General features: G+C 58.2%; 14 protein-coding genes and 1 pseudogene. 8 read left to right on the top strand and 7 right to left on the bottom strand.

The features are described from left to right. Positions 1-18 precede the first annotated feature (18 nt). A complete protein-coding gene (locus tag ACYZTZ_RS17095; protein ID WP_461999104.1) occupies positions 19-1161 on the top strand; it encodes a sterol desaturase family protein in 1143 nt (380 codons plus the stop codon). On the opposite strand, the gene ACYZTZ_RS17090 is transcribed toward ACYZTZ_RS17095, so the two are convergent. Then, a complete protein-coding gene (locus tag ACYZTZ_RS17090; protein ID WP_461999103.1) occupies positions 1056-2771 on the bottom strand; it encodes an amidase in 1716 nt (571 codons plus the stop codon). The genes ACYZTZ_RS17095 and ACYZTZ_RS17090 overlap by 106 nt on opposite strands. 171 nt (positions 2772-2942) lie before the next feature. Further along, positions 2943-3878 carry a LysR family transcriptional regulator gene (locus ACYZTZ_RS17085; RefSeq protein ID WP_461999102.1) on the bottom strand — a complete coding sequence of 312 codons (936 nt, stop codon included), beginning with the start codon at positions 3876-3878 and terminating at the stop codon, positions 2943-2945. Positions 3879-3971: 93 nt separating this feature from the next. Between ACYZTZ_RS17085 and ACYZTZ_RS17080 the strand changes: the two genes are divergently transcribed. Beyond that, a complete protein-coding gene (locus ACYZTZ_RS17080) occupies positions 3972-4982 on the top strand; it encodes an MBL fold metallo-hydrolase (RefSeq protein ID WP_461999101.1) in 1011 nt (336 codons plus the stop codon). Positions 4983-5054: 72 nt separating this feature from the next. Here the strand turns inward: ACYZTZ_RS17080 and ACYZTZ_RS17075 are convergent, their stop codons facing one another. The 3 genes from ACYZTZ_RS17075 to ACYZTZ_RS17065 all read right to left on the bottom strand — a co-directional run bounded on the left by ACYZTZ_RS17075 (position 5055) and on the right by ACYZTZ_RS17065 (position 6647). Beyond that, entirely contained in the window at positions 5055-5483 is a 429-nt protein-coding gene (locus tag ACYZTZ_RS17075; RefSeq protein WP_046046737.1) for a nuclear transport factor 2 family protein, read from the bottom strand. A gap of 36 nt (positions 5484-5519) precedes the next feature. Then, complete coding sequence (locus ACYZTZ_RS17070) at positions 5520-6092, bottom strand: chorismate mutase (RefSeq protein WP_461999100.1); 573 nt, start codon at positions 6090-6092, stop codon at positions 5520-5522. Positions 6093-6245: 153 nt separating this feature from the next. Continuing rightward, entirely contained in the window at positions 6246-6647 is a 402-nt protein-coding gene (locus ACYZTZ_RS17065; protein WP_461999099.1) for a hypothetical protein, read from the bottom strand. 184 nt (positions 6648-6831) lie between these two features. Between ACYZTZ_RS17065 and ACYZTZ_RS17060 the strand changes: the two genes are divergently transcribed. The 4 genes and pseudogenes from ACYZTZ_RS17060 to ACYZTZ_RS17045 all read left to right on the top strand — a co-directional run bounded on the left by ACYZTZ_RS17060 (position 6832) and on the right by ACYZTZ_RS17045 (position 10054). Continuing rightward, positions 6832-8505 carry a tetratricopeptide repeat protein gene (locus ACYZTZ_RS17060; protein WP_461999098.1) on the top strand — a complete coding sequence of 558 codons (1674 nt, stop codon included), beginning with the start codon at positions 6832-6834 and terminating at the stop codon, positions 8503-8505. A gap of 25 nt (positions 8506-8530) precedes the next feature. Continuing rightward, positions 8531-8689, top strand: a pseudogene (locus tag ACYZTZ_RS17055) (AraC family transcriptional regulator); the annotation flags it as partial. 205 nt (positions 8690-8894) lie between these two features. After that, positions 8895-9335: a hypothetical protein gene (locus ACYZTZ_RS17050; protein WP_461999097.1), complete on the top strand. Its 441-nt coding sequence runs from the start codon at positions 8895-8897 to the stop codon at positions 9333-9335. Between the two features lie 341 nt (positions 9336-9676). Next, positions 9677-10054: a c-type cytochrome gene (locus ACYZTZ_RS17045; protein ID WP_461999096.1), complete on the top strand. Its 378-nt coding sequence runs from the start codon at positions 9677-9679 to the stop codon at positions 10052-10054. Here the strand turns inward: ACYZTZ_RS17045 and ACYZTZ_RS17040 are convergent. Together ACYZTZ_RS17040 and ACYZTZ_RS17035 are read right to left on the bottom strand one after the other, a co-directional pair. Continuing rightward, complete coding sequence (locus ACYZTZ_RS17040) at positions 9996-10316, bottom strand: MerR family DNA-binding transcriptional regulator (RefSeq protein ID WP_461999095.1); 321 nt, start codon at positions 10314-10316, stop codon at positions 9996-9998. The genes ACYZTZ_RS17045 and ACYZTZ_RS17040 overlap by 59 nt on opposite strands. An 86-nt stretch (positions 10317-10402) precedes the next feature. After that, positions 10403-11278 carry a LysR family transcriptional regulator gene (locus ACYZTZ_RS17035; RefSeq protein ID WP_461999094.1) on the bottom strand — a complete coding sequence of 292 codons (876 nt, stop codon included), beginning with the start codon at positions 11276-11278 and terminating at the stop codon, positions 10403-10405. Between the two features lie 102 nt (positions 11279-11380). Between ACYZTZ_RS17035 and ACYZTZ_RS17030 the strand changes: the two genes are divergently transcribed. Both ACYZTZ_RS17030 and ACYZTZ_RS17025 read left to right on the top strand, forming a co-directional pair. Then, positions 11381-12316: an NADP-dependent oxidoreductase gene (locus tag ACYZTZ_RS17030; RefSeq protein WP_461999093.1), complete on the top strand. Its 936-nt coding sequence runs from the start codon at positions 11381-11383 to the stop codon at positions 12314-12316. A 34-nt stretch (positions 12317-12350) separates the two neighbouring features. After that, complete coding sequence (locus ACYZTZ_RS17025; RefSeq protein ID WP_461999092.1) at positions 12351-13220, top strand: NmrA/HSCARG family protein; 870 nt, start codon at positions 12351-12353, stop codon at positions 13218-13220. Positions 13221-13275 lie beyond the last annotated feature (55 nt).

Here is a 13275-nt window from a genome sequence, read left to right as displayed (position 1 = left end):
GACGGGGGGGAGCCGTTAATGGATGTTTTCGCGCTTCTGTATGACGGCCTGATCAAGTGGGTGATCGAGCCTGTCACGGATCAGTTCCTTGGCATTTTCGATCTGAACGGCCGCTTCAGCGTCGTGTTTCTCTGCGTGTCCTACAGCATCGCCTACACCCTGTACCGCTTCAGAAAATATCGCGGGCTGACCGACGCACGTTCTTTCTGGCAGTTCATCGGCGGGCACCGGGTTCATTTTCATCCCTCGGCGTTGCTGGATTACCGGTACTACTTCGTGCGGGCCATCCTGAAGGTCGCGCTGGTGCTGCCCATTGTTGGCCTGGTCGATCCGTACGTCCTGCGTTCCGGCGACTACCTCTCGTTTTTCAACAATCTTTGGGGCGCGCGCGTGCAGGTGGGGGAGAACCTCTTACTTTCCTTGCTCTACGGGCTGGGCGTGTTTCTGGTGCAAGACTTCATCCATTACTGGGGCCATCGCGCCTTTCATTCCCGGTATCTGTGGGCGTTCCACAAAGTCCATCATTCTGCGTCCGTCCTGGTGCCGGCGACGGCTAGCCGGATTCACTTTGTGGAAAAAATGGTCGAGAGACTGACTGACACCGTCTTCCTCGGCGCTTTTGCCGGTGTCTTCTGGTACGCCTGTGGCGGGGAGATCAGCCGGTACACCTTGTTCGGCGTGACTTATATGGTCCTGATCCTCAATGCCTTGGCTGCCAATCTGCGTCACAGCCATGTCTGGCTGTCTTTCGGGCCTGTGGTCGAGCATGTACTGAACAGCCCGGCGCAACACCAGATTCATCACAGTGACGCGCCCCGACATTTCAACAAGAACTTCGGTATCAACCTGTCACTCTGGGACTGGATGTTCGGCACGCTCTACGTCACACACTCGACGCCCGAGCCTATTCAGTTCGGCACCGGCAAACAGGACCACGACCGTTACCTGACGCTCTATAGCCTGATCGTCACGCCCTTTGTGGACATCGCCCGCAAGATCTCCACGTTCAACCAGTGGACGGGATTGGAGCGTGTAAAGCTCCAATCCCGCCCTTTCTATTGTTGGCCAACCGGCAAGGGTGGGGTTCGAGGCGGGATCAATCGTTTTGACCCGATCGATTCGAACGCCGAAGCCAGGCGCAGCAGCGTCGAATCGTCATAGGCACGACCGGCGAATGTCAGCCCGACGGGCATGCCGATGTCGGGCATGACGCCCATCGGCACCGTGACCGTGGGAACGCCCAGGTGCCGGATGGCAAGATTGCCGTTGGCGACCCAGACGCCGTTACTCCACGCGATATCCGCAGACTTCGGATCGACATCGGCATTCGCCGGACCCACGTCGGCAACCGTAGGGAACAGCACCGCATCGAGCCCCAGCCGATCCATCCAGTGCTCAAGATCGATTCGACGCGTCTGTTCAAGTCCGCGCAGTCCGTCAGGCACTGTGGTGATCTGGTCCCACGGTGTGATGCCGCGCTTGGCCATCTTCACGTACTCGTCCATGCCTGCGGCAAGGTCGTCCTCCCGATTGGGGAGAGTGCCCGGGTCGTGGGGGAAAATCAGCGGTCCGTCGACATCGGCCAAGCGGTTCAACTTGGGATCGCCATTGGCCCGCAGAAAATCATCGAACGCCCAGGCCGACAGGTCCCACAACTCATGATGCAAGAACTCTTTGGACACCAGGCCTCGCGTAAATACGGTCGGTGCACCCGGGCGATCACCCTCGCAATTGGAGACCAGCGGGAAATCGACTTCGATGACTTCGGCGCCAGCGGCTTCGAGTGCTTTGCGTGCCACTTCCCAGAGCCCGATCACGGAAGGACGGGTGATGATTCGCTGCCCTGTCGGACCACCGATGCCTGGCGCATCGCTCGTGCCCGCATCGGGATCCGCGTTGATGTACATGCGCGGAACACCAAAGCGCTTTCCTGCCAGTGCATCGGACTTCACGGCCAACTCGGCATAGGAAGCGGGGCGCACCGAGGCGACACTCGGAATCGGCACCCACGGTTGCATCCGCCACAAATCGCCACGGGTGTCGGGATCTTCCGCCACCACCACGTCGAGCACCTCGAGCAAGTCGGCCATGGTTCTGGCAAACGGCACGACAACGTCCATCGTCGGCGTCAACGGCCAGTTGCCGCGCACCGAAATCACCCCGCGCGAAGGGGTGTAGGCGCACAGACCATTGTTCGATGCAGGGCCGCGTCCGCTCGACCAGGTTTCTTCCGCGAGGCCGAATGCCGCGAAGCTGGAGGCAGTTGCGGTACCGGCGCCGTTCGATGAGCCCGAGGCGAAGGGAGCGGTGAGATAGTCAGCGTTGTACGGGCTCTCCGCGCGGCCATAGACCCCGCGCTGCATGCCGCCGTTTGCCATCGGTGGCATATTGGTCTTGCCCAGGCAGATCGCACCAGCAGCGCGAAGTCGTTCGATCGTGAACGCATCGCGATAAGCAATCAGGTTCGCGAAGGCCGGACTGCCAGAGGCGGCAGTGAGCCCTTTCACCAGATAACTGTCCTTGGCCGTATAGGGAATGCCATCGAGCGGACCCAGCGTCTCGCCCTTGGCCCGACGGGCATCGGACGCCTGCGCCTCGTTCAGCGCCTCGGGGTTTCGAACCACCACCGCGTTGAGGGCGGTGGGCGTGTCGGGGCCGTCGTAGGCATCGATCCTGGCGAGATAGGCCTGGACCAGTTCAACCGCAGTGGTTCGGCCTGACTCGAGCGCAGCACGCAGTTCGGCAATGGAAACTTCGGTGACCTCGATCATGCTGTTACCACCGACGGCTGATGGGGGAGGGGGTGAATGTTTCCATCTCGCTGGGTCTTTGGATCAAGGGCATCACTTATCTCAAAATGGGTATTCATAGATGTTCTCGTTGCGCTGCTTTACGCGTTCTATTTAACACCAAGCCGGGAGCCGAGGCATCGGTGTAACGGTTCACCCGTTCTCCGGTGGCCGCACAGCAGCAGGTTGCCCGGCCGCACGAATGAAATGCTCGCGAAGCCATTGATGCGCTGGGTCTTCATGCGACCTGGGATGCCAGGCCATGGCAACGTCAAAGGCGGGCAGATGAAAAGGCAGGGGCAAAATATCCAGACCGCCAGCATAACGTTGCAGCAGTCGACTGGGCAGCGTCGCTACACAGTCGGTATCGCCCAGTACAAGGGCTATCTGGTTGTAGCCAGAGACGGTCAACGCCACGTGGCGTTGATGCCCCAAACCTTCCAGCGCGTTGTCCACACTGCTTTTGAATTTACCCTCCTGGGAAACCATGACGTGAGCAAGCTTGCAGTATTCCTCGAGGCCAGGATTTTCTGTGCCTCGGGGATGCCCCTTGCGTTGCGCCAATCGAAATTCGTCTTTGAGCAAGAATCTGGATTTCAATGCCTCAGGCACTTGTCGCGCAAGGCCGACATACAGATCAATCTCACCTCGTTCCATCCTGTACGTCAGGTTCGCTTCTATCGGCGTAATAAAGCTCAGGCGTATGCCTGGCGCCTGATGCGCCAACACCGACTGCGCGACGGACAGTCCCACCAGCGTGAAGATATTGTCGTTCACGGCAACGACAAAATCGCGCCTGGCAGTGAGCGGCTTGAAGTCTTCACTCGACGCCACTGCGCCCTGAAGATCCAGCAACGCCTGATGCAGGCGTGACTGAATCGCCAGTGCGCGGTCAGTGGGTGCCATGCCCCGACCCGCTTGCGAGGGGACCAGCAGCGGATCATTAAACATGTCTCTTAACCGACTTAGCTGCGTTGATAGCGCTGGCTGGCTGATGTTCAGCCGTTTGGCTGCGCGTGTGACGTTTCGCTCTTCAAGGAGTGCGTCCAGGGAAATGAGCAACGGGAGATCCGAACGCCGGATATCCATATTCGATATACCTCGTATAGGGAAAGGTAACTCACTGCCGCGACGATGAAGCTTTAGAGTCTGGACTGTACCGATTTCGGCAAGGAGAGACCTATGCGAGTGAACAGTTTTTTTATTTCGAGTGCGCTGGCGGCTTCGATAGCGCTCGCTGGCGCTTTTTCTTCGCACGCCCATGCGGCAACTGATGCTCAGGCGACGCCCGCGGTGGCTGCCGCACAAATTCATGCTCAAGCCCCTGGTGTCTATCGTTACCGAGTAGGCGATTTTCAGGTGACCGCTCTGTCCGATGGTACGGTGCCACAGGATCTGCATGCGCTGCTGACCAACACAACCCCGGCTGAAACGGACGGCTTGCTCAAGCATGCATTCCTGGCCAGTCCGGTTGAGGTATCGATCAATGTCTTCCTGATCGATACCGGCAGCAGACTTGTGTTGGTCGATACCGGCTCCGGTGCACTCTTCGGTCCAGGCAATGGCGGCAAGCTGCTCGGTAGTTTGAAATCGGCGGGCTATGCGCCTGAGCAGATTGACGACATCTTGCTCACCCATATCCACAGTGACCATAGCGGTGGCCTGGTGAACGAGGGGCAGCGGGTCTTCCCGAATGCCACCGTTCATGTGGGCAAGCCTGACGTGGACCTGTTCCTTGATCCGGCGAACATCCACGGCGTCAACGGCTACGACAAGAAGTACTTCGAGCAAGCGGTGAAGACTGTCGAGCCCTACGTTAAAGCGGGCAAAGTCGTTGCGTTCACCGGCGTGACCCAGCTGTTCCCGGGCGTTAAGGCGATTCCAACGCCTGGGCATACGCCTGGCCATAGCTTCTATCAGTTCGAGAGCAAGGGTGAGTCGATCGAGTTCATCGGTGACATTGTTCATGTCGCGTCGGTTCAGTTCCCTAAACCGAAGATCACTATTGTTTACGACGTATCCCCCAAAGAAGCAGCGGCCCAGCGCGAGAAACAGTTCGCTATTGCCGCTTCTCAGCGTGAACTGGTGGCGGGCGCTCACTTGCCTTTCCCAGGCTTGGGTCATATTCGGGCTGAAAGCGACGGTGGTTTCACGTTTGTGCCGGTCGATTATCGCGATCGTGATGGACGCTGAGTTTCTTCTGCGAGGGTGGCCGAGCTTCCTGTCGGCCACCTGCAGCACCCCACGCAAGGCGAGGTATTGTCATCAGGCTTTGCTGGCCGCCAGGTAGGCGCCAAGGCGTTGTCCCATTTGCTCGCCCAAGGCTTGCAGGCCACTCAAGGGACGGACCATCACTTCAAACTCGACGATTTTTCCTTGTTCATTGAACCGGATCATGTCGATGCCCTTTAACGCTTTCCCGCCGACGTTGGCGCTGAACTCCAGGACGACGCTCAACCCGTCTGCGGTCGACAGTTCCCGGTGGTAGACAAAATCCTCAAATACCTCGATGACCGTGTTGAGAATCATCGATACCACGGCCGCACCCGGGTAAGGCGTGTGCGCCATCGGAGAGCGGAATATCGCCTGTGGGTCCAACAAACCGGGCAAGGCGCTCAAGTCACCCTTGCTGATCATGTCGTGCCACTGGTTCAGGGATTCTGCGGCGTTGGGATGCAGTTTCAGTTCAGACATTTTCAACTCCTGTATTTTTGTTGTTTGGTTACCTTGTCATCGATCAGCGACGCACAGTTCCCCGGTGGCGCGGATCAGTGCCTGGCCATGCAGACCGTCCTTGATCAGGCTGGATCGTTCTTTGGCTAGCCAGTTCGCGCATTGCGGGTCATTGCGATAAGGCGCGAAGGCGGCGTATTGCTGCAACAGGCGGTTTTGCAGCTCATCGAGCTGTGGCCGGATTTGATTGGCGAGGTCTGGCCGCGGCGTGTCAGGCGCCTTGCCAACCGCTCGCCATTGAGCCACCAGCCCGTACTGCACCAGCTTGTTGGCTTCGATCTGTGCGGCGATCAATTCGGCTACTTCGTCCGGGTCCAGTTTGCGCTCAACGGCCAGCTTCCTGGCGTTGGCGATGACTTGTGCTTCCCGGGCACTGTCCTGGATCGGTTTGCCACTGTCCCACTTGGTCAGCGCCACAAGATCAGCAATGCTCAGGCGTTCGTTCAACGTTACCAGCAGCGGTTGCAAGCTATCGGGTGCCGGGGATGGCGCACCGGCCTGCGCGCTGCAGGCGAGTAAACCGAGGACGGCGCAGGTCAGCAGTTGCGGTAAGCGTGGGGAGTGGAGCATGGGCAAACCTCATTGGGTACGGGACTCACAATCAGGTGTTATGTATCACAGGTGCGGCGGAGGCATTAAGCAGGGATCGATTTATTTTGTGCACGAAAAAGCCCGGCTTGTCAGGCCGGGCTTTTCGTTGAGTGCTTCGGTAAAGCCATTCATTTATGCCGCGCGGTTTTCGATCAGACGATCGGAGCCACCTTCAGCGACGCGGTTTTCGATCAGGCGATCCGAACCGCCTTCGGCAACGCGGTTTTCGATCAGACGATCCGAGCCACCTTCAGCGACGCGGTTCTCGATCAGACGGTCGGAACCACCTTCAGCGACGCGGTTTTCGATCAGACGATCCGAACCACCTTCGGCAACACGTTTCTCGATCAGACGGTCGGAACCACCTTCAGCCACACGATTTTCGATCAAACGATCGGAACCACCCTCAGCCACACGACTTTCAATCAGACGATCCGAGCCGCCTTCAGCGACAACCGGGTGAGCAGAGGTAGCGGCGAAAGCGTTTACTGCAAAAACCGAGAAAGCGATGCTGAGAAGGATTTGGCGTTTCATGATGGTGTGCTCCGGGGTGTAGTTGTTTGGTATGGGGCTGATGTTACGCCGCGGATTTTTTATGAGAACTTCATTGAGGTGATGGTGACTATCGATGCCGGCAATGATCCTCCTGTCGTCGGCTCTACCGCTCAGCCAGAACCGCGGGGGTATGCTGGACCTCTCTGGTCGAGAGGATAAATCGATGCACGACTATTACGATTTGGGCACCTACAGCCGCCCGGTGACGACCCACTCGTCCCAGGCCCAGCGCTGGTTCGATCGTGGCTTGGTTTGGTGCTACGGCTACAACCACGACGAATCCATACGCTGTTTCCACAAGGCGATCGAACACGACCGCGATTGCGCGATGGCTTACTGGGGCATCGCTTACGCTTCGGGCCCCAACTACAACAAGCGTTGGGATGCCTTCATCGAACAGGAGTTGAAGGAGGCCGTGGCCCAGGCCCGGCGGGCGACGCAAACCGCGCTGGCGCATATCGACGGCGCAACACCGGTGGAACAAGCGCTGATCCGCACGCTGGAACAACGCTACCAAGCCGACCAGGCCACCAGCCTCGACCAACTCTTCGCCTGGAACGATGCCTATGCGGCGTCCATGCGTGATGTCTATAAAGCCTTTCCCGAAGATCCCGATGTCGTTGCGCTGTTTGCCGAAGCGTTGATCGACCGCACACCCTGGCAATTGTGGGACCTGAAAACCGGTAAACCGGCGCCGGGCGCCGACACGCTTGAAACAGTGGCCGTGCTGGAACGGGCGCTACAGCGGATGGAGCAGCACGGCGATGTGCCGCACCCCGGCGTGCTGCACATGTACGTCCACACCCTGGAAATGTCGCCCTACCCGGAACGGGCATTGCGCGCCGGCGATGTCCTGCGTGACCTGGTGCCGGATGCGGGACATTTGCGCCATATGCCGTCGCACATCGACGTGCTCTGCGGTGATTACCGTGGGGCCATGGTCACCAATAGCCGGGCGATTCTGGCCGACAGCAAGTACCTGGAACAGGAAGGACCAATCAATTTCTACACCCTGTATCGATGCCACAACTACCACTTCAAACTCTATTCGGCGATGTTCCTCGGGCAGTACCAACCGGCCCTGGAAGCCGCCGATCAGTTGATGTCGACCATCAGGGAAGAACTGCTGCGCGTGGAGCAACCGCCCATGGCCGACTGGCTGGAAGGCTTCGTGTCGATGAAGGTCCACGTGCAGATTCGCTTCGGCAAATGGCAGGACATCCTCGCCACGCCGCTGCCGAACGACCAGACGCTGTACTGCGTGACCACGGCGATGCTGCATTACGCCAGAGGCGTGGCGCACGCGGCCACCGGGTATATCGCCGCCGCAGAAGCCGAACAGCGACTATTCCTCGAAGCCTGGACCCGAGTGCCGGACACCCGCTACCTCTTCAACAATAAATGCACCGACATTCTGGCGGTTGCCGCAGGCATGCTGCGCGGGGAAACCGAGTACCGTAAGGGCAATTACGACGAAGCCTTCGCCCACTTGCGCCAGGCACTGTCTCTGGACGACAACCTGCCTTACGACGAACCATGGGGCTGGATGCAACCGGTCAGGCATGCACTGGGCGCGTTGCTTCTGGAGCAGGGCAGGGTAGAAGAAGCGTTGCAGGCCTATCGAGCCGATCTGGGACTGGACAACATACTGAGTCGTGCGTCCTGGCATCTGGACAATGTGTGGAGCCTGCACGGCTATGTGGAATGCCTGAAACGACTGGGCCTGGATGCCGAAGCTGCTGCCGCCCAGACGCGCCTTGCTCTGGCCATGGCCCGGGCGGATGTGGAGATCAGGGCCTCGTGTTTTTGTCGGGTTGGGGCGGGGTGTTGTCAGTGATGCACGAAAGCGCTGGAGATTGCCTATGGATCGCTTGTCTACGTTGTTGTCGCGGTTCGGCGTGTGCGCAATTCTGTTTTACAACGGCAATCTTTGCGGCATGGCGTCATACGATGGCGCTGACCCGCGCGGTCATATTCACCTGCTGCAGGCAGGTAGCGTCACGTTGCAGGGGGCTGATCGCTATTGGTGCGCTCCATCGCAATCCCGGTAAAACTGCTGTGGCTCTTTGAGGATGCTGGGCGGTGAGAATGCGCAGTGGGGCCGGGCAGAAGAGGGGCGGCTTTCAACCCCATAGCGGACAAGGATTATGTAAAGCGAACTCAATTGGCATCGATTAAAATCCGCATCGTCTTTTCGACAATGCCGACTTCAAACGAAGGAGTTTCATGACAAGGATGGCCGCAGTTTTCATTTTACTGAGTTGCATGACTTCGACATCGGTATTGGGTGCTTCTGGTTGCCCGTTTCCGGAGGGGATGCAGGCGTCGATCGGCGCATCGAAGCAGGTTATTGGGGCGAGGCAGGCGGGCGTCGCTAAGGACGATCTACTCACCAGGATTTCCCCCGAGGCCAACGTGCAGATGTCCCGGATGCTGAAGAGTATCGTCGACGAGGTTTACGATCATCCGGCTCTACAGCCCGAGGTGTATGCCGCCTATCGGTTCGAACACTGTTTCGTTTCGCAGCAACACGCTGAAAAGGTGGCGGCGATGAAGTTTGCCGATGCTTACCCGCTGCTAAAGAAATGCGAACAGCTTAACCCTGAAGGAGCGCGACCTCCTTGTGCGATGCGTGTAGTGCATACGGTGACGGGGATTCCCGAATAATCGATCCGGAGCATTCGATCTATCGACGAGTACGCGGGAACGAATTTTGTGTTGATACAGCACGCGCCCTGAAGCTGAGAACGAGTCGTCACCCCCTGTCTTAATCCGTATTGAACATCCGCTTCTGGCCGATTTCTGCCCGTCGCGATGGGCAGAAAACGATTTCTGCCCATCGTGACAGGAAGAAATCGGCCAAGAATGGTCACCGGGATGCGCCGGGAAAACGTGTTGATTTAATGGGCATCAGGAATGACTGTGTGTGCCGACGCGATGGCTGATATCTTTCCCACGCTGCAAATCGCGTCCAATCGACGCCGATCCCATCAAGGAAGATAAAAACAATGAAAATATTATTCATCGCTTCGCTAGGAATTTTATCGCTGACTCAAACATCACTATCCTTCGCGGATAATGCTAATGGAAAAAATCTCTATCTACAGCGATGCAGCATGTGCCACGGAATGGATCTCAAAGCAACAGGACCGCTGGCTAATAAAAGCAATCCGCCTACACCTGATCTAACAACGTCCGCTTTCAAAAAACGATTAACTGATTATCCGGGCGTGATTGTATCTTCGATAATACTTCGCCCAAATGGCGACTTAATTCCAAGAACCTTGCGTGAGAATGGAGTAAAGCTATCGCCGCACTCATGGAGCGTTAAGGATTTGCGCGATTTAAATCAATACATGGGTGGTGTGATTTCACAAAACCGATGACCTTTGAAGTGCCTGGTCCTGTGCTGTCACCTTCGATTGACATGACGCCAGCGCTTGACTCTGTCCCTTGGGGCAACCCGTAACTGCCATGGCGCTGAGCGCTCAGCAGGCCCGGTTGCTCATACAAACGAATGGCTTTTGGAGTGCACCCCGACAACTTGGCAAGTTCACCTATGTACAAATGACGCTCCTCCCTGATCCAGCGCCGGCCCGCTGTTTGCTGGCTGTGACCGGATGTCGTCCTGGTGCACACGGTGTTCATGCAGAGTCGCTCAGCGGCACCGCGACAGGCAGAAAGCGGCCATAACCGGACGTTCGAATCAATACCTGAGACTAGTGAGCTGTCCTCTATCCCTTTAGGACCAGAGACAAGTCCGGGTATTTAGCGCACATGAAATCGACAAATGCGCGAACCTTCGGAGCAGCCAGACGCCTGGACGTGTGCAAGACCCAGAGCTCGGGTTCTACACCCGATACCGTGCCCCACTGGACCAACTCGCCACGGGCAAGCTGGTTCCATGCGATGGACTGTGGGATAAGGGCCACACCGCCGCCCGCGATAGCCGCATCGCGAACCATCAGTAACGAAGAGAATCGCATCTTTGGGATGGGCTCAAGGACCAACTGTCCTCCGTCGAGACTCCAGTGGGTGGGCTGGAAACTCGACGTTACGATGCTGGGCACTGGTCTAACTGCTCCGGGCATGGGCTTTGGTACTTCCGGCGCAGCCACAACTACCAGCCGGTCCTTGGCGAAGCAGCGGCCGACCAAACTGCTGTCTGGGCTCGGGTTGATCCGAATGGCGACGTCATAGTGTTCCTCGACCAGGTCGACCAGGCGATCTTCCGCCACGACTTCGATTTCGACCTCCGGGTAGGCGGCACAGAATTCGGCTCCAATGCGGCCCATTGCAAGCTGGGAGAACAGGACTGGGGCAGCGACACGCAAGCGTCCGCGCGGCGTCGAAACGCCCTCACGGGCCGCCGTCATGGCTTCAGCCACCTCGCCCAACGGACCTTCTGTTCGAGCCATCAGCATTTCGCCGGCTTCGGTGAGCTTCAGGCCGCGAGCGCTGCGCTCGATCAGCCTCACGCCCAGTTGTTCCTCAAGGTCGGAGATTCGGCGCGATAAGGTTGCTTTGGATATGCCGCTCGCTCGGCTCGCCTTTCCGAGCCCCTCATTCGTTGCGACGAGCGTGAAATCGATCAGAGCGTTCAGATTCATGGTGTTCCACTTTTGAAACGAAGTGTCTGTATTTTGGTGTCTCCGCTTTATCTGCGCAACAGCATATCTTCTCGTCATCGGAACTCGATACGAGGAACTGCAATGAGCACCATGCAACGCGCTGTACTGATCCGGGCATACGGCGGCGCTGACGCCGCGCAAGTGGCCGAGATCGAAAAGCAGGAACCAGGGCACGGCCAGGTTCTGGTTCGAGTTCGAGCCGCCGGCGTGAACGGCATCGATTGGAAGGTTCGCGAAGGCCATGTGCGAAATGCTTTCCCGCTTCCATTGCCAATAGTGCTGGGCGCCGAAATGGCGGGGGTTGTCGAGGCTGTCGGTCCCGGCGCCTCTCGCTTTCGTGTTGGCGATCGCGTCATGGGCGCGGTGGGAGGGCTGGGCGCGTACGCTGATTTCGTGACCGTCAGTGAAGCGAGCCTCTCCCTTACGCCATCAAATCTTGATGACATCCATGCTGCCGCTGTACCAGTCGCAGCCGTGGCGGCCTGGAAGAGCCTCCATCATGCGGGGCCGATTCATCCAGGCCAGCGAATCCTTATTCACGGCGCTGCCGGTGGGCTGGGCGCCTATGCCGTGCAGTACGCCAAGCGGTCCGCCGCCGAGGTATTCGCAACTGCGGGCACTGCTGACCTGGATTATGTGCGCAGCCTTGGCGCGGATCATGTCATCGACTATCAATCCCAACGTTTCGAGGACGTCATCCAGGACATTGACCTGGTGCTCGACTACGTCGGGGGGGAGGTACTGGATCGCTCGTGGCAGGTGTTGGCGGAAAACGGCGTCGTTGTCGGCACGTCATCACCCGATATCTTGGCGCGCACGCCGGCGAATCGCCGAGGCCTTTGGTTCATGAACAAACCTGACCCCGAACTTCTGGAGACGCTGGCCCAGGAAATCGCCACCGGCACGCTGCAGTCCAGGATCGGCAAGGTCGTCGGCTTCACTGACATCCCTGAGGCCATCGAACGTAATCGCAGCGCTTCACGGACTGGCAAGGTCGTTGCGGACTTCTCTCGCTGATCCACCCAAAATATCCACTGTAGGAGATTCAAAAATGAGCATTCTCGTTATTGGTGCCACGGGCACTATTGGTTCACTCATCACTCAGGGCCTTGCCAACGCGGGCGCCGAGGTCAAAGCCCTAGTGCGCCAACCTGGTAAGCGGGACTTCCCGGCTGGCGTCACTGAAGTTGTCGCAGACCTCACCGATGTACCGTCGATGCGCGTCGCGCTGTCGTCGGTGCGGACGCTGTTCCTGCTCAACGCCGTTACGCCCGATGAGGTGACGCAAGCCCTCATCACGCTGAACCTCGCTCAGGAGGCTGGCATCGAGCGTATCGTTTACCTGTCGGTGATTCACGCCGACAAGTTCACCAATGTTCCGCACTTCACCGGCAAACATACGGTTGAACGCATGATCGAAAGCCTCGACATCCCCGCAACCATTCTGCGTCCGGCTTACTTCATGCAAAACGAACGCATGGTCCAGCAGACGATTCAGAACTACTCGGTATACCCGATGCCAATCGGCGCGGCGGGCGTCTCGATGATTGATGCGCGCGATATTGCTGATGTCGCCGTGGCAGAGCTGCTGCGACGCGACAAGGCATCTTCAGCTCTTGATCGTGTAACGCTGGAGTTGGTCGGCCCGCAGGTACTTACCGGTGCGTCCGTGGCGAAGATCTGGAGCTCCGCCCTGGGTCGCGACATTGCCTACGGTGGTGACGATGTAGCGGCCTTCGAAGGACAGCTAGCTTCGTACGGTCCCACCTGGTTGGCTTATGACATGCGCCTGATGATGGCAGGTATCCAGAAGTTCGGCATGCAAGCGGCTGACGGAACAGTGGACCGGCTAGAGGCCATCATTGGGCACCCGCTGCGCACCTATGAAGACTTCGTGCGCGAAGCCATTGCCGGGGTTTAAACAGTCAGGGCAAGGGGGGATTTATTTTTGGCCAGTGCGCTGTCCCCCATACTAA

This window comes from Pseudomonas sp. LB3P58 (assembly GCF_054897895.1).
The sequence above is the reverse complement of the archived record's forward strand: the minus strand, read 5'-3'. Positions and strand labels throughout refer to the sequence as shown.